This window comes from Halorubrum trueperi, from assembly GCF_042662525.1.
Taxonomy (GTDB): Archaea; Halobacteriota; Halobacteria; order Halobacteriales; family Haloferacaceae; genus Halorubrum; species Halorubrum trueperi.
In genome coordinates, this window is record NZ_JBHSXI010000006.1 from 66,626 (window position 1) to 86,152 (window position 19,527).

The following is a 19,527-nucleotide window of genomic DNA, read 5'->3' on the forward strand; positions in this document are numbered from 1 at the left end:
CCGTCGTCTCGACCCGTCGCTCTTTTGACTGGCTCCCGCGTACGACGTTCACATGATTGATTCGGGTGACGACGTCCGTGTCCGCTAACCGGAAGGGCGACCGTCGCGAGCGTGAACTGGTGAACGCCCTGGACGGGGCTGGCTTCGCCGTGATGCGCGCGCCGGCCAGCGGGTCGTCGACGGAGCGCGAGCTCCCGGACGTGCTCGCGGGGGACGGCGAGACGTTCTACGCGATCGAGGCGAAATCGAGCGCCGGCGACCCGATCTACCTCGACGGCGAGGAGGTGGAGGCGCTGCTCTTTTTCTCCCGGAACTTCGGCGCGAAGGCGCGGATCGCGGTCCGGTTCGACCGCGAGGACTGGTTCTTCTTCCACCCCGGCGACCTGTACACCACGGACGCCGGGTCGTACCGGGTGAAAAAGGAGACTGCGCTCGCCCACGGGACGGATTTCCACGAATTCGTCGGCGAGACGGAGAAGGTGACGCTCGACGAGGTCGGCGGCGGTGGCGGCGGTGACGGCAGTGAGGGCGAAATCGACCCCGAAGCGGAGGAGCGCCGTGAGATATTGGAGGCGGTCCGAGACGGTCACATGCCGGTCGAGGACGCCCTCGACGTGTTGTGAGCGGGCCGGAAGCGGCGGTTCCCTGTCGTCACTCGGCGAATCCGCGTCGCGCGACCCGCCCGCTTATCCCTCGCCGCGCCGAAGTCCGGAACGAATGAGCGAGGAGTTCGTCCTGCTCGAACCCGACGACGATCCCGGCGACGAGTGGGAACAGCTGGACGTCTCCGACACGGAGGCGGACCGGATCGCCCGCCGACAGGACCGGGAGTTCGACGAGTTCCGCAAGCGGATCAAGGACACCGAGCAGTTCAAACTCCAGGAGTCGGTGTTCGACGACGCGACGCTTGCGGCCGTCTACAAGCTCGTGCAGGACGGCTACGTCGACGCCTTCGGCGGGCCGGTCTCGACCGGGAAGGAGGCGAGCGTCTTCGAGGCGCTCGGCGGGCAGGCGGGCGAGCGACCGGAGCCCGGTTCGGCCGCGGCCGGGGGCGGGCCGGAGGGCGTCCACCCGGAGCGCGAAGTCGCCGTGAAGGTGTACCGGATCAACTCCTCGAACTTCCGGCACATGCGCGAGTACCTAGAGGGAGACCCGCGGTTCGAGGGGATCGCGAGCGACAAGAAGGCCGTCGTGCTGGCGTGGACGCGCAAGGAGTTCGCGAACCTCAGGCGTGCGCGCACGGCCGGCGTTCGCGTCCCCGAGCCCATCGCGGTCCAGCGGAACGTCCTCGTGATGGAACTCGTGGGACACGCCGAGGACCGCGCTCGGCGGCTGAGCGAGGTCGACGTCGAGAACCCCGAGACCGCCTACGAGGTCGTTCGCGAGTACATGCGGCGGCTCTACCGGGCCGGGCTGATCCACGGCGACCTCTCCGAGTACAACATGATCATCCACGACGGCGAGTTGGTGATCATCGACATGGGGCAGGCGGTGACCGTCCATCACCCGAACGCCGGGGAGTTCCTCGACCGCGACTGCGAGAACGTGGCGTCGTTTTTCACCCGGCAGGGGGTCGACGTCGACCCCGACGACCTCCGGGCGTACGTGACGGAACCGGAGCCCGACCCGAGCGGGGAGCCGGACCAGGAGCAGGACGACTAGCGCTCCGCGTTTGTGGTCGAAACCCGCCGGAGAGCCGCGTCACGCGCCCACAGACCCGACCACGGCGGAACACGTTTAAAAGGCTCCGCCGGATATTCTTTCGTATGCAACACGTGACGGTTCCGCAGGACCGGATCGGCGTCGTCATCGGCGCTGGTGGCGAGACCATGCGGGAGATCGAGGAACGCGCGGAGGTGCGGCTCGACGTCGATTCGGACTCGGGTAGCGTGGCGATCGAGGAGGCCGGCGATCCGGTCGCCGAGATGATCGTCCCGGACGTGATCAAGGCCATCGGTCGGGGTTTCAAGCCGGAGACCGCGCTATCGATCCTCGATCACGATCTCCGGACGCTCGACCTGATCGACCTGTCCGAGCACACGCGCAACGACAACGACCTCCAGCGCAAAAAGGGGCGAATCATTGGCGAGAACGGTCGGACGCGGGAGCTGTTGGAGGAGCTCTCGGGCGCGAACGTCGTCGTCTACGGCTCCACCGTCGGCGCTGTCGGGCGACCCGAGGAACTGGAGGTCGTTCGTCGGGCGGTCGGGATGCTGTTGGACGGAGCCCCCCACGGCGCGGTGTACTCGTACCTCGAGCGGATGTCGAACGAGCTCGACGACGACGTGAGCTTCAACGCGCCGCAGTAGACGGGGTTTGGTGTCGGTCTCGTCGCCGTCGCGGGTGGCGGTGCCGTCGTTCGTTTATAAGCTATTCCGAAGATCGAGCAGAACTCTGCCGGATTTGCGGGCTTGTTTATCCCTCGTTGTCTGCGGCGAGACGGAGAACACCCACTAAGCCCCAGCCGCGAGGCGCGGATCACCTCTGGCAGCGAGGGACTGTGTCCCTCGGGCAACCGGGCGAAGCCCGGTGACAGCCGGCGGCTAAGCCGCCGCCGCCGCCAACCGCCTCGATCATTTATAAGCAACCCGTGTCCTGACCTGAATCTACCGTTCTATAAAAAGACCCGTGTGAACGTACCGCACACCGACCGTATCCTCCCCACCGTGTTGCGTTTTCGCACGGCGTGAGCGAAGGGTTTATATAGAATCACAAACAATCAATGGGTGATTATGTCTCAGCGACAGCGGATGGGTAACCAGCCGATGATCGTACTTTCCGAGGAGTCGCAGCGCACCTCCGGAAAAGACGCCCAGAACATGAACATCACGGCCGGCAAGGCGGTCGCGGAGTCCGTCCGCACCACGCTCGGCCCGAAAGGAATGGACAAGATGCTCGTCGACTCCGGCGGGTCCGTCGTCGTCACGAACGACGGCGTCACCATCCTCAAAGAGATGGACATCGACCACCCGGCGGCCAACATGATCGTCGAGGTCAGCGAGACACAGGAGGAGGAAGTCGGTGACGGCACCACCTCCGCCGTCGTCGTCGCCGGCGAACTCCTCGATCAGGCCGAGGAGCTCCTCGATCAGGACATCCACGCGACCACGCTCGCGCAGGGGTACCGCCAGGCCGCGGAGAAGGCCAAGGAAATCCTCGACGAGGAGGCCATCGACGTCTCCGAGGACGACTACGACACGCTCGTCGAGATCGCCCAGACGGCGATGACGGGCAAGGGCGCGGAGAACGCGAAGGACCTGCTCGCCGAGCTCGTCGTCGACGCCGTCCTCGCGGTCAAGGACGACGACGGCATCGACACGGAGAACGTCTCCGTCGAGAAGGTCGTCGGCAGCTCGATCGACCAGTCCGAGCTCGTCGAGGGCGTCATCGTCGACAAGGAGCGCGTCGACGAGAACATGCCCTTCGCGGTCGAGGACGCCAACGTCGCGCTGTTCGACGGCGCAATCGAAGTGAAGGAGACGGAGATCGACGCCGAGGTCAACGTCACTGACCCCGACCAGCTCCAGCAGTTCCTCGACCAGGAGGAACAGCAGCTCCGCGAGATGGTCGACCACCTCGTCGACATCGACGCCGACGTCGTCTTCGTCGGCGACGGCATCGACGACATGGCCCAGCACTACCTCGCCCAGGAGGGCATCCTGGCGGTCCGCCGCGCGAAGTCCGGCGACCTCAAACGCCTCGCCCGCGCGACCGGCGGCCGCGTCGTCTCCAACCTCGAAGACATCGAATCCGACGATCTCGGCTTCGCCGGCTCCGTCGCTCAGAAGGACATCGGCGGCGACGAGCGCATCTTCGTCGAGGACGTCGAGGAAGCCAAGTCCGTCACGCTCATCCTCCGCGGCGGCACCGAGCACGTCGTCGACGAGGTCGAGCGCGCAATCGACGACTCGCTCGGCGTCGTCCGCACGACGCTGCTCGACGGGCAGGTGCTGCCCGGCGGCGGCGCGCCCGAGGCCGAACTCGCGCTGCAGCTCCGTGACTTCGCCGACTCCGTCGGCGGCCGCGAGCAGCTCGCCGTCGAGGCGTTCGCCGACGCGCTGGAAGTCGTTCCGCGCACGCTCGCCGAGAACGCTGGTCTCGACCCCATCGACTCGCTGGTCGACCTCCGCTCCCGCCACGACGGCGGCGAGTTCGGTGCCGGTCTCGACGCCTACACGGGCGACGTGATCGACATGGAGGCCGAGGGCGTCGTGGAGCCGCTCCGCGTCAAGACCCAGGCCATCGAGTCCGCCACCGAGGCGGCCGTCATGATCCTCCGCATCGACGACGTCATCGCGGCCGGTGACCTCAAGGGCGGCGGCTCCGACGACGGCGGCGACGAGGGCGGCCCCGGCGGCGCGCCCGGCGGAATGGGCGGCATGGGCGGCATGGGCGGCATGGGCGGCGCGATGTGAAGCTCGGCGAGAACTCACACAGCCCCCCGATTCCGACCTGACGCTTCACCGAACCGCCTTTCGACCGACCGTCGCGCGCCCCTCCGGGCCTCGACGACACACGACTTTTATCGACGACTCGACCGCAGAGAGCGTCCCGCTCGTCGTCCGATCGAGTGTCCCGTTCGCCTCCGACCACGTGCCGCGCCACTACTCCCCACATTCGGCTCGCGCGACAGGAGGGTAACACCGGCGTAACCACGGGACGGCGGTGTCCGCGAGCGGTTAAGTGACTCCCGACCCTCCGATCTGTCGACGAGGTTCTCACGTTCACCATGCCACAGCAGAAAGCCGACTACGCAGACGACACGGAGATCGACGCGGAATTAGATGAGCTTCCCGACGACGCGACCGTTGAAGAGACGGTCGCGAACCTCGAAGAGCGCGGCTTCGACGTAATCGTCGTCGACGACGCCGACGAGGCGCTCGACGCGGTCCAGTCGCAGATCCCCGGGGGCGCGTCCGTGATGAACGGCCACTCGACGACGCTCGAAGAGATCGGGTTCGACGAGCTCCTCAGTGAGGGCGACCACGAGTGGGAGAATCTCCCGGACGAGATCTGGAGCATCGACGACGACGCCGAGCGGCAGACCGCCCGGCGCGAGTCACAGACGGCCGACTACTTCCTCGGCGGCATCAACGCGGTCGCGCAGACGGGCGAGCTCGTCGCCGCCGACCTCTCCGGCAGCCGGATCGGCGCGTACCCGTTCGCCGCCGGCAACGTCGTCATCGTCAGCGGCGTGAACAAGATCGTCCCGACGCTCGACGACGCGCTCGACCGACTGGAGTCGGTTGCGTACCCGCTCGAAAACGAGCGCGCACAGGAGGCGTACGGCGTCGAATCCGCTATCGCCAAGCAGCTCATCTACCGACGCGAGACCGAGGAGGGCCGGACGACGGTCGTGCTCGTGCGCGAGCAGCTCGGATACTGAATACGCCTCGCCGTTTCGACGACGCGCCGCGCGTTTTTCCCCCGTTTCGAGACCAGTGAGCTCCCTCGACGCGTCTCCGCTGATGTCGTTCGACCACAATTTCCTTATCGTCTCTTCGAGAAGCGTGAGTAGGTCCCATCATGACATCTCCAGGTTCTGGTCTCCAGACCGACACGCACACCCTCTCCGACGGACGAACGCTCTCGTTCGCCACCGGTGGGGACCCAAACGGCCGCCCGGTCGTCGTTCATCACGGTACACCGGGATCACGGCTGTTCGGAGCGCTGCTGGCTGAGTCTGCGACCGAAGCGGGAGTCCGGATCCTCGTGCCCGACCGCCCGGGATACGGGCGCTCGTCGCCGCCACCGGCGGGATGGACGTGGCGAGACTGGCCGAACGACCTGGCAGAACTTCTCGACGCGGAGTCGATCGATCGGGCTGGGGTCGTGGGATTCTCCGGTGGCGGTCCCTTCGCGCTCGCGGTCGCGAATGGCGGCCGGGCGACACGAGTCGGACTGATCAGTACCGTGGTCCCCCCGACCGAGAACGCCCTCTCCGCGCTCGGATCGGTCCCGTTCGCCCTGCGCGCCGTGTTTCGGCTCTCGAAGGCGCTCGCGTCGGTCGTCGGACCGGCCCCAGTGGTGTCACAGTACACGGACCGGTCCGTCTCGGATTCAGTCGCTGAGGCGGTAGACGCCGACTTTCACGAAGCTCTCAGACGAGACGCGAGAGCGGTCGAACGGGAGAACCGAGCGTTCGCAAGCGCGTCGTTCGATCCGGCGCTGCCGGACGTGCCGGTCCGGTTTTGGCACGGGACACGAGACGAGAACACTCCTCTCCCACCCGTCCGGACCCTCGTTCGAGAATCTGCGGCGACGTTAACGACTGTCGAGACCGACCACCTCGGAACGCTTCTCGACGGACAGCGGGACGCGCTGGAGTGGACCGGGGGAAGCTAGTGACTCGGGAACCCCAGTCGCTCTCTGATTCGAACCCTCCCTTCGTCACAGCACCGCCGCTTGCGTTATTGCTCGCGGCGGGACAGCGGGCCGGGAGGGATCCACGCGAGCGAAGCGAGCGTGGGTCAGTCGCATCCTCCGGATGCGACGCGATTCGAACCACGCCCAGACGTGCTCTCTCACTTCGTTCGCTGCGCGCGACTGGTCTCTTCGAATCTCTCTCCGTGACCTGCCGCTCGCGAAGTGCTCGCGGCAGGACACGGGCCGGGAGGGATTCGAACCAGAGCCAGAGGTTCCTGCTCGCTTCGCTGCGCGGGCTGCCTCTGGCAGGGTTCGAACCCTCCCTTCGTCACAGTACCGCCGCTCGCGTTATTGCTCGCGGCGGTACAGCGGGCCGGGAGGGATTCGAACCCCCGACCGTCCGGTTAAAAGCCGGACGCTCTCCCTAACTGAGCTACCGGCCCAGACACGAATCGATACGACCAGACCACGGATAAACGTTTAGAAAACGCGTGCGGCAGCGGCCGCGGTGCGCTATTCTGTCGATCCGAAACGGTTTCCGAACCGCCGCCGTCGCCGCGAGCATGGACTTCGACATGCGCGCGTTCGCCGCGGACCTCTGCGGCTTCGCGTCGACCGCCGGCGAAGAGGCGGCCGCGGCCGACTTCGTCGAGGGCCGACTCGCCCATCTCGGCTTCGAGACCTACGCGTGGGACGCGGATCCGGACCTCCTCGCCGATCACCCTTCCTTCCCGGACGACCTCGACGAGGACGACGTCGCCGGCCGCCGAAGCGTTGCCGGCGTGCTCGAACTCGGCGGCGCGGAACCGGACGAACTCACCGGGGACACGACACCCCAAGACGCGACCGCCGATGCCCCCACCATCATCCTGAACGGCCACCTCGACGTCGTGCCGGCCGACCCCGCGGAGTGGTTGAGCGACCCCTTCGACCCGACGTGGACCGCCGCCAGCGACGCGGGCTGCCGTGGCGACGCAGACCGCGACAGCGATACTTCTGCAGACGGTGACGGCGAGACCCTCACCGCTCGCGGCGCGGCGGACATGAAATCGGGGCTCGCGGCGTGCGTCGGGGCGGCGCTCGACGTGCGAGAGGGGGTCGAATCGGGCTCGCTCGACCTCCCCGATTCGGGGCTCCGGGTCGTCGTCGAGGCGGTCGCTGGCGAGGAGGACGGCGGCTACGGCGCGGCGACCGCGGCGCTCGCGAACCCGTACCCCTTCGAGCGCGACGCGGCGATCGTCGCGGAGCCGACCGAGCTTCGCCCCGTCGTCGCCTGCGAGGGCTCGCTGATGGCGCGGTTGGAGCTGACCGGGCGCAGCGCCCACGCCGCCACTCGCTGGCGCGGCGAGGACGTCCTCCCGCGGTTCGAGGCGATCCGGGAGGCGTTCACGAAACTGGAGGCGGAGCGGGGCGAGGCGGTGACGCACCCCTTATATACGGAGTTCCCGGTGCCGTGGCCGGTCGTCTGCGGGCGGGTCGAGGCCGGCTCGTGGGCGTCGACGGTGCCGGCGTCGCTCTCTGCCGAGTTCCGGATCGGAGTCGCGCCCGGCGAGACCGTCGACGAGGTGGAGGAGACGTTTCGCGCGCGGCTGGACGAGGTCGTCGCGGCCGACCCGTGGCTCCGAGAGCACCCACCGACGTTCGAGCGCTTCTCGGTGCAGTTCGAGCCCGCCGAGGTCGCCGTCGACGAGCCGATCGTCGAGGCGGCCCGGGCGGGGCTCGCCGACGCCGGGATCCCGGACGGCGAGCCGACGGGCGCGACCTACGGCGCGGACTCCAGACACTACGTCGCGGCGGGGATCCCGACGGTGCTGTTGGGGCCGGGGAGCATCACGGAGGCGCACTATCCCGACGAGACGATCGCGTGGGACGAGGTTGTGAGCGGACGGAAGGCGATCGCGGGCGCGACGGTGCGGTTCGCGCGGCGCTATTTCGACTCGCCGTCGCCCGGCGAGTCGGCGAAGTAGCCGTTGAGCGCCTCGGCGACGAGGTCGCCGGGCTCGGCGTTTCGGTTCGAGGCGCGTCGCCTGAGTTCGACGTAGGTGTCGAGGGGGAGGTCGAGGCCGACGTGGCCGAGATCGACGCCCGCCTCGCGGACCGCGGCCTCGACGTCGCTCCCGTCGTTGACGGCCGAGGCGATGGAGCGTACCTCTCGGACCGTGAGGTCGCCGTCGATGGCCGCCCAGGCGACGAGGTAGCGGTCGGGGCCGCCGAGGCGGGCGATGTGCTTCGCCGCGCTCGGCACGATACGCCCGCTCGCGACCTGACGGCGGATCGCCTGCGGGAGGTCGTGGACCCGGGCCCACTTGCGGATGAACGCCACCGAAACGCCGTCGCCGGCGCGTTCGGCCGCGTCCTTGTACGAACCAACGCCGCGGACGAGCGCCGCGCACGCGGCCGCGCCCCGGAGCATCAGCACGTGGTCTTCGTCGCCGACGTCGCCGGCCGCGAAGCGGGCCACCGTCTCGGCCGCCTCGGCGACGCTCTCGGGGTCGTCGGGATCGAACCCGACCGCCTCGGCGGCCCGCTCGCCGGTGACCGCCGGGTCGGATCGGACGACGGGCTCGCCGACGGGGGAGCGTCGGTCGGCTCGTGAGTCCTCGTTCATACCGTACCCTTCGGGGCCGCGTACATAAGCGACCGGCACCGGGGCAGGTTTCGCTGCCGACCGTGACGGCACGGACGGTGGCGGTGGCCATCCGCGGCCGTCCCTGGTCGTTCGCGGTCGTTAGCAGCCGTAAACGGCCACCGCCGGCCGTTCGCGGTCGCTCACTCGTCTGACGGGAGCGTTCCGTCGGCATCGACTCGCCGGTACAGGACGTACGAGTAGGCGGCGGTCACGACCGCGGTCGCGACCGCGGGGACGAGCACGAAGAACACCGCGTACTCGCCGAACGCGACCCCGACCGCGGCGAGCACGCCGGCGAGCTTGAACAGTTTCGCGCCGAGCGCGTGGGTCCGGTCCCACACCGCGTCGCTGCTGAGGGTCCAGGGCGTTCGGATCCCGACGAACCAGTTGGGTTCGACGTGCGGCAGGATCGTTCCGATGTAGTAGAACAACCCGGCCACGCCGAGGAGGACGAACGCGACGAAATCGAACTCGACGCCGAGGTTGAACGCGATCATACCGACGTGGAGGGCGGTGAGGTACGCCGCGAGGACGACGACGAGCCGGTCGTAGTGTTCCCGGAAGGCGGCCACGTTCTCCCCGAGCGGGTCGATCCGCGGGAGGACGGCGAAGAGCGCGAGCAGCGCCGCGGAGAGCCCCGGAAGCAGCCAGATCCCGACGGCCGCGGACGCGGTCCCGTTCGGATCGCCGGCGGCGTCCCAGTGGGTCACGATCCGCTCGGGGAGCGCGGGGAGCGCGGCGATGCCGACGGCGGCCGAGAGGACGACGAGGAGGGCGGCGAGACCGAAGTACCGTCGCGTGTTCATGTCGGCAGCGTCGTCGCCGAGGCCGATAAAGATCGGCCCTGAGCGCGTTCGCTCTCGCCGACGTTCCTTTCGGTCGGTCGCCGACGCAACCCTTACGCGTCGTGACCGCCAAACACGGGCATATGACCGACGAACGCGACGACGACCGCCACGAGTTCTCCGCCGGGCAGGGCGTCGACGCCGACTACGAGGAGTTCACCCTCGACCCCGAGGAGCTGGACGCGGACCCCAACACGGTCGACCCCGTCGACTCCCGCGTGCTCACCGACATCCTCGACCGACGCAACGTCGGGAGCGACGCCGTCGACGTCGATCGACTGGTCGACGTCGGGCTCTCGTACATGGGGATCAACCGCTTCGAGGAAGCGACCGAGACGTTCGAGCGCGCCGCCCAGTTCGCGGAGGAGGACTCGCTCGACGCCCAGGAGGCGTGGGTGAACAAGGGCGCGGCCCACGCGGAGTTGGAGGAGTTCGACGAGGCGATCGGCGCGTACCAGGAAGCGCTCCGGATCGACGACGACTCCGAGCACGCCGCGACCGCCGAGACCAACCTCGCGTACGCGCTCTGGGAATTCGGCCGCCACGAGCAGGCGCTCGAACACGCGGAGCGCGCCGTCGAGACCGACCCGCGCTTCGCCGAAGCGTGGTACAACCGCGGGTTCCTGCTCGTCGAGCGCGGGCTCGCCGAGGACGCCGTCACCTGCTTCGACAATGCGATCCGACTCGGCTACCGCAGCGCCGGCGTCCTCGAAGAGAAGGCGCGCGCGCTCGAAGAGGCGGGCGAGCACGAGCAGGCCGAGGAGGTCGCCGACCGCGCCGATGAGATCCGCCGGGAGGCGGAGGGACAGATGGTCGAAGAACAGACCGGACAGGGCGGACAGGCCGGACAGGGCGCGATGGGCCCGGGCGGTCGCGGCGGGACGGGCGGCCACCCGGGAACTGGCGGTCGCGACGAGATGGGCGGACAGTCGGACGCTGGCGGTCGCGGCGACGACGAGACGCCGGAGCGCGAGCTCCAGGGCGAGGGTCCCGAGGGGTTCTAGATGCTCCTCCGCGAACGCGAGACCGCGGAGGGGACGCTCGTCTCCGTCTGTGACGCCGACTGTCTCGGCGAGACGTACGAGGACGGTCCCGTGACGCTCACCGTGAGCGAGGAGTTCTACGGCGGCGACGACGCGGTCGAGGCAACCGCCGAGGAGGTCGTCGCCGGACTCCACCGCGCACAGGTCGCGAACATCGTCGGCACCGAGGCCGTCGGCGTCGCGGTCGAGGCCGGTCTCGTCGACGAGGAGACCGTTCTGGAGTTCGAGGAAACCCGACACGCACAACTGCTCTGGCTGTGAGCGCGGACGCATGAAGCGACTCAGGAGGGAGGAGTTGGCCGGACTGTTGGGCCCGCACCCGCCGGCGGACGCGTTCTGGAGCCGCGCGGTCGACGCCGAGCGAGCCGTCATCGGCGTCGCACCGGGCGTCGTCGCCGAGGAGACTCCGGGCGAGGACGGGGCGCGAGCGCGACGGAACCGACGTCGACGCGGCGAGCCGGGAGCCGACGGACCGCTCTCGCCGGGCGACATCGTCGACGTCGGCGAGCACGCGTTCGTCGTCGTCGCGGTCGAGGAGACGGCGGCCGGCGGGCGACGGTACCGGATCGATTTGGTCGAACCGCGAAGAGAGAGCTGAGCGCGGTGAGACGGGCGTTTTTCGACCGAATTACAGGCCGGCGACGTCCTCGATCGCGTCGGTGAGTTCCTTCACGCTCTCGACGGTGTGCTCGCCCATGTGGCCGATGCGGAACGTCTTCTCGCCGAGCTGCGAGCCGTAGCCGTTCGAGAAGGCCATGTCGTACTCCTCGCTCACCTCGTCAATGGTCGCGGCGACGTCGATCCCCTGCGTGTTCTCGATGCAGGCGACCGTCTGGGACTCGTAGCCCGGTTCGGGGAACATCGCGAAGTGCTCGTCGGCCCAGTCGTGAACGTACTGCATCATTTCGCGGTGGCGCTCGTCGCGGGCGGCGTGGCCCTCTTCGAGCATGTGTTTCATCTGCTTGCGGTACGCCAGCATGATGGGAATTGCGGGCGTCGAGTGGGTCTGGCCCTTCCGGTCGTAGTAGTCGATCGTGCGGCGGAAACCGCCGTACCACGACGACGTTCCTTTCTCGACCTCGCGCTCGTAGGCGTCGTCGCTGACGACGCAGACCGCGAGCCCCGGCGGCATCGCGAACGCCTTCTGCGTGGACGCGAAGATGACGTCGATGTCGTGTTCGTCGATGTCGACGAGATCGCCTCCGAGCGCCGACACGGCGTCGACGACGAAGTACGTGTCCGGATAGTCGGCGATCACGTCGCCGATTTCCTCGATGGGGTTCCGGACCCCGGTCGAGGACTCGTTCATCACCGTCGCGACCACGTCGTAGTGTTTGTCCGTCGATCCGAGGTGCTCGCGGATGTCCTCGGGTTTGACCGCCTCGCCCCACTCGTACTCCAGTCGGTCGACGTCCTTGCCGAGGCGCTCGGCGACGTTGGCGTGGCGCTCGCTAAAGCTCCCGCAGGTCGGCACGAGGATGTTCTCGTCGACGAGGTTGAGCGTCGACGCCTCCCAGAACTCCGTTCCGGACGCGGTGAGGATGACCACGTCGTTGTCGGTGCCGAGGAACTCCTTCGTGTCCTCGACGATGGTCGTGTACAGATCCGTCATCCGGTCCATCCGGTGGCCGAACGTGGACTCCGTCATGGCCTCGATGACGTCCTCGCGGACCTCCGTCGGCCCGGGGATGTACAGCGTCTTGTCCGCGTAGTCGTCTCGGTATTCGCGTTTCTCTGTCACTGGGTCCACCTGTCGGTTGATAGCGGGACGCGCGACGGTATGGTCCTTGTGATACGCCCGAAAAACGACGATGCGAGCGGAGCGGCGGCATTTATAAGCGGCCACGGAAGCGGTCGAAGTGATCACGGGGATTGGGGGGTTGTGCAGATTGCGTCGATTGCGGTGGCGTGCCTCCGAGCGCCCGGCAGGGCGCGAGGAGTCCGCGAGGGCGCGGCGACCGAAGGGAGCCGCAAGGCTGGGGAGGGGTGAGGCTGCGGTCCCGCGAGCGAAGCGAGCGGGAGTACGGAAGTCGCAGCGCCGAGCGAAGCGAGGCGGCCGTCTTCCGGTGGTGCGGCGCTGTGCGGGGTGGGACTCAAAGGGGCAGCCGCGAGGACGGCGCAGACTCGTTGTCGCCCGAAAATCTCCGATTTTCGGGATGACGAGAGAGCTTTGCTCTCTCGAACCACGCGCTTCGGTCGCTCGCGGTGCTCGCTCCCTGTAGTGCTTACGTCGTCTGCGCCGTCCTCGCGACTGGGGCTTTGTGAGTGTTCTCCGCACCAGCTACGATCATTTATAAGCGAGCGACTGGGGCGTTGTCAGAGTTCACCGCACTGTCAACGATTTATAAGTAAACGGCTGGAACGTTGGCGGTGGTCGTCACGCCGACACCGACGTGTCATTATCACGTCCCGATACGCATTACCGCACGGAGCCGAAACCGCGTGTATGGCCTCGGAGTCGTGTGACGTCTGCGAGCGGTCCGTCAGGATCGCCGGCGGTATCGGCGACCTGTGGAACTTCGCGTTCGAATCGACGCAGGGGCTGACCCTGGAGTTGACCGACGGCTCCGAATTCTTCCTCTGTTTCGAGTGCATGGACGCGCTGCCGGACGATCACGAACCCGCCGCGGAGGACGTCGCCGACCTCCGAGAGCGGACCGATCCCGTCGAGGAGGACGGGAACCACTTCTGGCACTGGAAGTGACGTTACTGGCGTTGCTGTCGAGAACACCGCCAAGGACGCAGTTGCTCATTTATAAGTGATTGATACGTGATCGGTGCTGGCGCGGCGACCGCTCACAAAGCCCCAGTCGCTCGCTTATAAATCATTGCTGGTGCGGAGAACACTCACAAAGCCCCAGCCGCGAGGACGGCGCACGCTCGCTGCGCTCCTCACTCCGTCGCTCACTTCGTTCGCTCCTTCGCTGCGGTGCTTGTGTCGCCTGCGCCGTCCTCGCGACTGCCCCTTTGGTCCCACCCCGCACCGCGCCGCACCACCGGAAGACGGCCGCCTCGCTTCGCTCGGCGCTGCGACTTCCGTACTCCCGCTCGCTTCGCTCGCGGGACCGCAGCCTCACCCCTCCCCAGCCTCGTCCGGACCGTCCGCCTAGCGGTCGGGCGGACGGTCCGGCCTCCCTCGCGGGCTCTGCGCGCTCGCTTTTAACCGAGCGCGCAGAGGCGCGCCACCGCACCGCCACGTTCATTGATAAGCAATCGTCCGTCACGCCCGGTCGACGTCGATCACGTGCGCGTCCTCGGGTTCGAAGCCGACGACGACCTCGCCGGAGAGGGGGTCGCGCGTCCGAACGAGGAGGTCCCGACCGCCCCAGGCGAGGGTCACGCGTGTCGTCTCACCGAGGAACTCCGCGCTCTCGACGGTCGCCCGAACCCGGCTCTCGCCGCCTCCGATCCGCAGGTACTCGGGCCGGACGCAGAAGGTGAGCCCGTCGCCGACGGCGGGGGTGTCGCGATCGGTGGCGACGGCGACCCGAAGCGTCTCGCCGTCGACGTCGACGCCGACGGTGCGGGGGTCGCCGCCGTCTCTGTCGCCGCCATCACCGCCCTCACCGCCGCCGTCCCTGTCGCCCTCCTCGACGTCGGCCACCCGCCCCGCGAACACGTTGTTGTCGCCCACGAACTCGGCGACGAACCGGGTCGCGGGCTCCCGGTACACCGTCCGCGGGGGAGCGACTTGCTCGGGGGCTCCGTCCGACATGACGGCGACGCGGTCTGAGATCGCCAGCGCCTCCTCCTGATCGTGGGTGACGTAGACGGTCGTGATCCCCAGTTCGGACTGGATCCGGCGCACCTGCACCCGCAGTCGTTCGCGGAGCCGCGCGTCGAGCGCGCTCATCGGCTCGTCCAGGAGGAGCACATCGGGACCCGGAGCGAGCGCGCGCGCCATCGCGACGCGCTGTTGCTGCCCGCCGGAGAGGCTCTCCGGGTCGCGGTCGGCGGCGTCCGGCAGGTCGACGAGGTCGAGCAGCTCCGCGACGCGCTCGTCGCGGGTGACGCCTCCGGGCGGGTCCGCGAAGTTGAGCCCGTAGGCGACGTTCTCGCCGACGCTCATGTGCGGGAACAGCGCGTAGTTCTGGAAGACGACGCCCACGTCGCGGTCCTCCGGCGGCACCCCGGCGACCGACTCGCCGCCGAATCGGACGGTCCCGGCGGTGGGTTCCTCGAACCCCGCGATCAGCCGGAGCGTCGTCGTCTTCCCGCAGCCGGAGGGGCCGACGAGCGTGAAGAACTCGCCCTCGCGCACCCCGAGGGTCACGTCGTCGACGGCGACCGCGTCGCCGTACCGCTTCGTCACGCCGTCGAGTTCGACGGCGGGGGTGTCGTCCGCCTCGACGGCGGCAGGGGGGCCATCCGTTGAGTTGCCGGCGCGCTCAGAACCCACGGTGTTCACCTCCGAGCCGCTCGATGACGACGAAGCTGAGCCCGGTGACGACGAGGAGGACGACGCCCATTGCGGTCGCCGGTCCGAGCCGACGCCCGATGAAGCGTTCGATGGCGACCGGCATCGTGTACGCGTCGGCACCGGTCGCGAGCACCACCGTCGCCGTGAACTCGCCGATCGAGATGGCGAACGCGAACGCCGCGCCGGCGACGACGCCGGGCCATACCAGCGGCAGCTCCACGTCGCGGATTACCCGCGCCCGCGACGCGCCGAGCGCCCGCGCTGACTCGATCAGCGAGCGGTCGAGCCCGTCCAGCCCGGGGGCGACTGTTCGGACGACGAACGGGTAGCCCGCGACCGCGTGCGCGACGACGATGGCGACCGCGCCGGTCGCCGCGATCCGCCAGCCCGCGACCTCCACGCCGAAGACGAGCCCGCGGAGCAGCCCGAGCCCGACGATGATCCCCGACACTGCGAGGGGGGCCATCGCTGCCGCGTCGATCAGCTTCCGCCCCCGATACCGCCGGGTCGTCAGCACCGCGACGACGACGCCCATCGGAAGCGCGATCAGCGTCGCCGCCGCCGCGAAGGTCAGCGAGTTGCGGATCGCGGGCCACGGCCGCACTTGAAACGCCGCCCCGGTCCGTTGACGGTCGAGGAGGAACCGGTAGTGCTCCAAGGTGAGCGCGCCCTCCCCACCCGTGACGCTGGCGAGGACCATCGAGGCGATCGGCGCGAGGAAGATCAGCCCCGCGACGGCGACGTACGTCACCAGCCCAAATCGGGACAGGACCGACCCTGCCGTCGGTGCCGTGGGCAGCAGGGGCTTGCGGGGGAGCGGCCGAGCGCCCCGCGACCGCACCGTGTTGCGCGCCTCGTACCGCAGGTACGCGAGCAGGACGCCGAGAGAGATCACCAGCTCGACGATCGCCAGCGCGGCGGCCTCGGCGTAGCTCAGATCCCGAACGAGTCGATAGACGAACACCTCGACGGTCGCCAGTTGGAACCCGCCGAGCGCGAGCACGATGGGGAACGTCCCGAACGTAAACACGAACGTCAGCGCCGCGCCCGTCAAGACGGCCGGGTACACCTGCGGCGCGACCACGTCGTAGAACGCCCGGATCGGTCCCGCGCCGAGGCTCCGGGCGGTCTCGACCGCGCGGGCGTCGACCGACTCCCACGCCGCGGTCGTCACCCGGGCGACGAGCGGCGCGTTGTAGAAGGCGTGGGCGATCACGATCGCCTCCAGCGTGAACATGAGGTCGACGGGCGGGAGCCCGACCGCCTGCAAGGCGGCATTCAACGTCCCGTTGCTTCCGAACGTCGCGACGAAGCCGACCGCGACCATGATCGACGGGAGCACGAACGGGACGATCGTCAGCGACCGCAGGGTGCGCCGGCCCGGGAACTCGAAGCGCGCGAGCAGGTAGGCGGCCGGAAGCCCGAGTGCGACGCTCGCGAGCGTCGACAGCGCGGCCTGGTACGCGGTGAAGCCGACGATCCCGAGCCGCCGGTCCGGTCCGAGGAGGTCGCGGGCGACGGCGAGGGGCGACTCGCCCGCGAACAGCCGCGCGAGCTCGCCGAAGTAGAAGGGGTCGCGAAGCAGCTCGGCGAAGACGGAGAGCGTGGCGACGCCGTCGACGACGACCGACTCGACGAGCACGGTACCGACCGGGTAGTAGAACGCGGCGACGAGCACGGCGCTCGTGACGACCGCGAGCGCAGTCAGCAGGCGACCCTCGACGCGGTCGCGGAGAGAGCTGAGCCGGGCGCGGCTCCCGGCGTCCTCGTCACTTCGGCGGGCGGCGCTCACGCCGTCGACCTCAGTTCCCGGCGTACTGCCGCTCCCAGGCTTCGACCCACTCACTGACGGACCCTTGGAGCTCGTCGTACGTGAACGTCACCGGTTCCGACGGCTCCTGTGCGAGATCCGCGTAATCCGCCGGGAGCTCGGCCGAGTCGGTCGCGGGGAACGCGACGTTTCGCTGGGCGATTTCCCCTTGCACGTCCGACTCCAGCATGAACGACATGAACTCGCGGGCCAGCTCCGGCTCGTCGGCGTCCGCGAAGACGGCCATTCCCTCGGGGTTCGCGTACGCCTGATCGTTCAGAAAGCGGATCTGGTGCCGGTCGAGATCCTGCCCCTCCATGTCCGCGAACACCTGGTCGGTCGAGTAGGAGACGACCATGGGGGCCTCGCCCTCGCTCCACGCGGTGTACGCGTCGTCCCACGAGCCGAGCACCCGCACGTCGTTGTCCTGCAGCTCCGCCCAGTAGTCGAGGTAGTCGTAGTCGGGGTCGCCGTCGCCGCCCTCCACCGTCTCCGCGTCGTCGCCGTCACCTCCGTCACCCCCGTCGCCGTCACCGCCGCCCCCCGCGACGCCGCCGTCGCCGAAGCGGTGGATCGTGTGCAACAGGAACGATCGGCCCGTCGTCGAGGCACCGGGATTCTGCGCGATGAGCGCCCCGGCGTGCTCCTCGTCGAGTAACCCCTCGAACGTCTCGGGAGCCTCCGTCGCCGTGCCGTCGTAGACGAGGCTCACGTAGCCCGTGTCGAAGGGGACGGCGCGGTCGTGCGGGTCGAACAGCAGCCCCTCGCGGACGTCGTCGATTCCGCCGATCTCGCCCGCCGCGGCGAACAGGTCCTCGTCGAGCTCGTCGTCGACGCGGACCAGGTCCTCGGTGGTGAGCCCGACGTAGAGGTCGGCGTCGATCGGCGCTCCAGAGCTGGCCCGCTCGACGTAGTGGTTCACCTCGTTGTCGGGGGTCGCCCACTCCAGCTCGGCGTCGACGCGCGATTCGAACGCCTCCTTGAGCCACTCCCCCGGACTCACCGACGGCGCGTCGATGAAGCTGGTGTAGGTCGCGACGGTGAGGGTCGGTGTCTCGCCCTCGCTCTCGTCGTCCGATCCGTCGTTCCCGTCACCGTCGCCTCCGTCTCCGTCGCTCCCATTCCCATCGGAGCCGTCGCCGTTCCCCTCCCCGTCGTCGCCGGCTCCGTCGTCAGTTCGTTCGGCGCTACAGCCCGCGAGCGCCACGGCCCCGGCCGCGCCGCCGAGCGCGAGGAACCGCCGCCGGGTGTGTGGTCGGGCGTCGCCCTTCTGATCGACCGCGTCCAATTCGTCGTCCATTACCGAGTTGTTACACCGGGTAGTTACATAAGGGATCCGTGTCGCCGACAGCGGGAGCCCACCGTCTGAGCGACGGCAATCGCGTCCGCGACCGCGCTCGCGAACGCGACCGACCACCCACCGTGGCAGGTCTCGGAGTCGATAGCGACGCCGATACCAATTTACCCCGTGGTCGCATCTAGCCTCGCATGACCGAAGAGTCGACAGGGGACGCGACGGGGGATTCGACGGAGAAGTCGCCGGAGGACGCGACAGGGGACACGACGGAGAACTCACCGGGAGATGTGACCGGAATCGCACGCCGCCGACTGCTCGCCGGGGGCGCGAGCGCCGCGGCGATCGGACTCGCGGGCTGTCTGGGCACCCGCGACGGACCGGTCCCGGGGCCGACGGTGACGAGCGACCGGATCGACGACGGCTGGCGACTGCTCGACGAGTCGGAGAGCACGGTCTTCGAGCAGTCGTACGGCCCGGTGACGGTGCGGGCGCTCGAACACACGCGGATCTACGAGTACGTCTCCGTCGCCGAGGCGCTGGCCGAGACGTTCGACGCCAGCGGGTCGCCGGTGATCTTCTTCGCGACGCGGATCGACCTCAGACCGGCGCTCGACAACCTGCCGGCGGGCGTCGGCCGAGATCGGCTGATGACGGAGGTGGAGTCGGCCGCCACCGAGGCGTTCCGCGCGCAGCTGAGCCGGAGCGGTATCGAGAACGTCGAGGTCGTCGAGGAGGGAACGACCACGGTGGAGACCGGCCACACCGCGTCGACGTGGCTGTTCCGGGGCGAGTTCGCCTTCGACGGCTCGCTCCCGCTCCCGGAGGGGTCGACAACGTCGATCGACGAGACCGTGGAGATCGAGGCGCGGCTGGGCGTCTGGCACGACGGCACCGACGTGCTCGTCGCCGGCGGCGCACACCCGACCGAGCCGCTCTCGCAGGTGATCGAGGAGGCCCTTCCGAGCGCGATCGACGTCGAAACGTTCCTCGACGAGACGACCGACGAGGAGACGAGGGAGGCGCTCGCGACCGAGCCGGCGACCTTCGACGAGGAGATCTCCGCGCTGCTCGTCTCGGTGGAGTGAGGGCGGCGGTGGGTCGGTAGCGGGTCGGCGGT

General features: G+C 68.8%; 18 protein-coding genes and 1 tRNA gene. 12 read left to right on the forward strand and 7 right to left on the reverse strand.

Going from position 1 to position 19,527, the window contains the following annotated elements:
* Nucleotides 1-65 precede the first annotated feature (65 nt).
* From hjc to ACFQEY_RS06260, 6 genes are all read left to right on the forward strand, one after another.
* On the forward strand, nt 66-623 hold the full coding sequence (hjc, locus tag ACFQEY_RS06235; protein WP_379765953.1) for a Holliday junction resolvase Hjc: 558 nt from the start codon (nt 66-68) through the stop codon (nt 621-623).
* A gap of 94 nt (nt 624-717) precedes the next feature.
* Complete coding sequence (rio1, locus tag ACFQEY_RS06240; RefSeq protein ID WP_379765956.1) at nt 718-1,662, forward strand: serine/threonine-protein kinase Rio1; 945 nt, start codon at nt 718-720, stop codon at nt 1,660-1,662.
* A gap of 104 nt (nt 1,663-1,766) precedes the next feature.
* On the forward strand, nt 1,767-2,309 hold the full coding sequence (locus tag ACFQEY_RS06245) for a KH domain-containing protein (protein WP_379765959.1): 543 nt from the start codon (nt 1,767-1,769) through the stop codon (nt 2,307-2,309).
* Nucleotides 2,310-2,765: 456 nt separating this feature from the next.
* Complete coding sequence (gene thsA / locus ACFQEY_RS06250) at nt 2,766-4,415, forward strand: thermosome subunit alpha (protein WP_379766074.1); 1,650 nt, start codon at nt 2,766-2,768, stop codon at nt 4,413-4,415.
* Between the two features lie 314 nt (nt 4,416-4,729).
* The gene (locus ACFQEY_RS06255; protein WP_379765962.1) at nt 4,730-5,386 is read left to right on the forward strand and encodes a lactate utilization protein; all 657 of its coding nucleotides are present in this window, start codon (nt 4,730-4,732) and stop codon (nt 5,384-5,386) included.
* A gap of 140 nt (nt 5,387-5,526) precedes the next feature.
* Entirely contained in the window at nt 5,527-6,345 is an 819-nt protein-coding gene (locus ACFQEY_RS06260) for an alpha/beta fold hydrolase (RefSeq protein ID WP_379765965.1), read from the forward strand.
* A 390-nt stretch (nt 6,346-6,735) separates the two neighbouring features.
* Here ACFQEY_RS06260 and ACFQEY_RS06265 read toward each other — a convergent pair.
* Nucleotides 6,736-6,809, reverse strand: a tRNA-Lys gene (locus ACFQEY_RS06265).
* A 120-nt stretch (nt 6,810-6,929) separates the two neighbouring features.
* Here ACFQEY_RS06265 and ACFQEY_RS06270 point away from each other — a divergent pair.
* Complete coding sequence (locus tag ACFQEY_RS06270) at nt 6,930-8,333, forward strand: M20/M25/M40 family metallo-hydrolase (RefSeq protein WP_379765968.1); 1,404 nt, start codon at nt 6,930-6,932, stop codon at nt 8,331-8,333.
* Here ACFQEY_RS06270 and ACFQEY_RS06275 read toward each other — a convergent pair.
* Nucleotides 8,294-8,974, reverse strand: coding sequence for a DUF7119 family protein (locus tag ACFQEY_RS06275; protein ID WP_379765971.1), 681 nt, complete (start codon nt 8,972-8,974; stop codon nt 8,294-8,296). The genes ACFQEY_RS06270 and ACFQEY_RS06275 overlap by 40 nt on opposite strands.
* 161 nt (nt 8,975-9,135) lie before the next feature.
* The gene (locus tag ACFQEY_RS06280) at nt 9,136-9,801 is read right to left on the reverse strand and encodes an SdpI family protein (protein WP_379765973.1); all 666 of its coding nucleotides are present in this window, start codon (nt 9,799-9,801) and stop codon (nt 9,136-9,138) included.
* Nucleotides 9,802-9,923: 122 nt separating this feature from the next.
* Here ACFQEY_RS06280 and ACFQEY_RS06285 point away from each other — a divergent pair, with 122 nt between their 5' ends.
* From ACFQEY_RS06285 to ACFQEY_RS06295, 3 genes are read left to right on the forward strand one after another with little or no spacing between them, the layout of a single operon-like run.
* Nucleotides 9,924-10,844, forward strand: coding sequence for a tetratricopeptide repeat protein (locus ACFQEY_RS06285; RefSeq protein WP_379765976.1), 921 nt, complete (start codon nt 9,924-9,926; stop codon nt 10,842-10,844).
* Complete coding sequence (locus ACFQEY_RS06290) at nt 10,845-11,144, forward strand: DUF424 domain-containing protein (RefSeq protein ID WP_379765979.1); 300 nt, start codon at nt 10,845-10,847, stop codon at nt 11,142-11,144.
* Between the two features lie 10 nt (nt 11,145-11,154).
* Complete coding sequence (locus tag ACFQEY_RS06295; protein WP_379765982.1) at nt 11,155-11,481, forward strand: hypothetical protein; 327 nt, start codon at nt 11,155-11,157, stop codon at nt 11,479-11,481.
* A 30-nt stretch (nt 11,482-11,511) separates the two neighbouring features.
* On the opposite strand, the gene ACFQEY_RS06300 is transcribed toward ACFQEY_RS06295, so the two are convergent.
* Complete coding sequence (locus tag ACFQEY_RS06300; protein ID WP_379765985.1) at nt 11,512-12,624, reverse strand: pyridoxal-phosphate-dependent aminotransferase family protein; 1,113 nt, start codon at nt 12,622-12,624, stop codon at nt 11,512-11,514.
* Nucleotides 12,625-13,329: 705 nt separating this feature from the next.
* Here ACFQEY_RS06300 and ACFQEY_RS06305 point away from each other — a divergent pair.
* Entirely contained in the window at nt 13,330-13,587 is a 258-nt protein-coding gene (locus tag ACFQEY_RS06305; RefSeq protein ID WP_379765987.1) for a DUF7561 family protein, read from the forward strand.
* 516 nt (nt 13,588-14,103) lie between these two features.
* On the opposite strand, the gene ACFQEY_RS06310 is transcribed toward ACFQEY_RS06305, so the two are convergent.
* The 3 genes from ACFQEY_RS06310 to ACFQEY_RS06320 are packed head-to-tail and all read right to left on the reverse strand — an operon-like array spanning nt 14,104 to nt 18,413.
* A complete protein-coding gene (locus ACFQEY_RS06310; protein ID WP_379765990.1) occupies nt 14,104-15,282 on the reverse strand; it encodes an ABC transporter ATP-binding protein in 1,179 nt (392 codons plus the stop codon).
* Nucleotides 15,272-17,095, reverse strand: a complete 1,824-nt coding sequence (locus tag ACFQEY_RS06315) for an ABC transporter permease (protein ID WP_379766077.1) — start codon at nt 17,093-17,095, stop codon at nt 15,272-15,274. The genes ACFQEY_RS06310 and ACFQEY_RS06315 overlap by 11 nt, the downstream gene beginning before the upstream one ends.
* A 10-nt stretch (nt 17,096-17,105) precedes the next feature.
* Entirely contained in the window at nt 17,106-18,413 is a 1,308-nt protein-coding gene (locus ACFQEY_RS06320; RefSeq protein ID WP_379765993.1) for a thiamine ABC transporter substrate-binding protein, read from the reverse strand.
* Nucleotides 18,414-18,601: 188 nt separating this feature from the next.
* Here ACFQEY_RS06320 and ACFQEY_RS06325 point away from each other — a divergent pair, with 188 nt between their 5' ends.
* The gene (locus ACFQEY_RS06325; protein WP_379765995.1) at nt 18,602-19,495 is read left to right on the forward strand and encodes a DUF6517 family protein; all 894 of its coding nucleotides are present in this window, start codon (nt 18,602-18,604) and stop codon (nt 19,493-19,495) included.
* The last annotated feature ends 32 nt before the right edge of the window (nt 19,496-19,527 follow it).

What these genes read in the sequence shown, in the direction of transcription:
- rio1 (WP_379765956.1), top strand. Translation starts at nt 718, where the DNA reads ATGAGCGAGGAGTTCGTCCTGCTCGAACCCGACGACGATCCCGGCGAC.
- ACFQEY_RS06245 (WP_379765959.1), top strand. Translation starts at nt 1,767, where the DNA reads ATGCAACACGTGACGGTTCCGCAGGACCGGATCGGCGTCGTCATCGGC.
- thsA (WP_379766074.1), top strand. Translation starts at nt 2,766, where the DNA reads ATGATCGTACTTTCCGAGGAGTCGCAGCGCACCTCCGGAAAAGACGCC.
- ACFQEY_RS06255 (WP_379765962.1), top strand. Translation starts at nt 4,730, where the DNA reads ATGCCACAGCAGAAAGCCGACTACGCAGACGACACGGAGATCGACGCG.
- ACFQEY_RS06260 (WP_379765965.1), top strand. Translation starts at nt 5,527, where the DNA reads ATGACATCTCCAGGTTCTGGTCTCCAGACCGACACGCACACCCTCTCC.
- ACFQEY_RS06270 (WP_379765968.1), top strand. Translation starts at nt 6,930, where the DNA reads ATGGACTTCGACATGCGCGCGTTCGCCGCGGACCTCTGCGGCTTCGCG.
- ACFQEY_RS06275 (WP_379765971.1), bottom strand. Translation starts at nt 8,974, where the DNA reads ATGAACGAGGACTCACGAGCCGACCGACGCTCCCCCGTCGGCGAGCCC.
- ACFQEY_RS06280 (WP_379765973.1), bottom strand. Translation starts at nt 9,801, where the DNA reads ATGAACACGCGACGGTACTTCGGTCTCGCCGCCCTCCTCGTCGTCCTC.
- ACFQEY_RS06285 (WP_379765976.1), top strand. Translation starts at nt 9,924, where the DNA reads ATGACCGACGAACGCGACGACGACCGCCACGAGTTCTCCGCCGGGCAG.
- ACFQEY_RS06290 (WP_379765979.1), top strand. Translation starts at nt 10,845, where the DNA reads ATGCTCCTCCGCGAACGCGAGACCGCGGAGGGGACGCTCGTCTCCGTC.
- ACFQEY_RS06295 (WP_379765982.1), top strand. Translation starts at nt 11,155, where the DNA reads ATGAAGCGACTCAGGAGGGAGGAGTTGGCCGGACTGTTGGGCCCGCAC.
- ACFQEY_RS06305 (WP_379765987.1), top strand. Translation starts at nt 13,330, where the DNA reads ATGGCCTCGGAGTCGTGTGACGTCTGCGAGCGGTCCGTCAGGATCGCC.
- ACFQEY_RS06320 (WP_379765993.1), bottom strand. Translation starts at nt 18,413, where the DNA reads ATGGACGACGAATTGGACGCGGTCGATCAGAAGGGCGACGCCCGACCA.
- ACFQEY_RS06325 (WP_379765995.1), top strand. Translation starts at nt 18,602, where the DNA reads ATGACCGAAGAGTCGACAGGGGACGCGACGGGGGATTCGACGGAGAAG.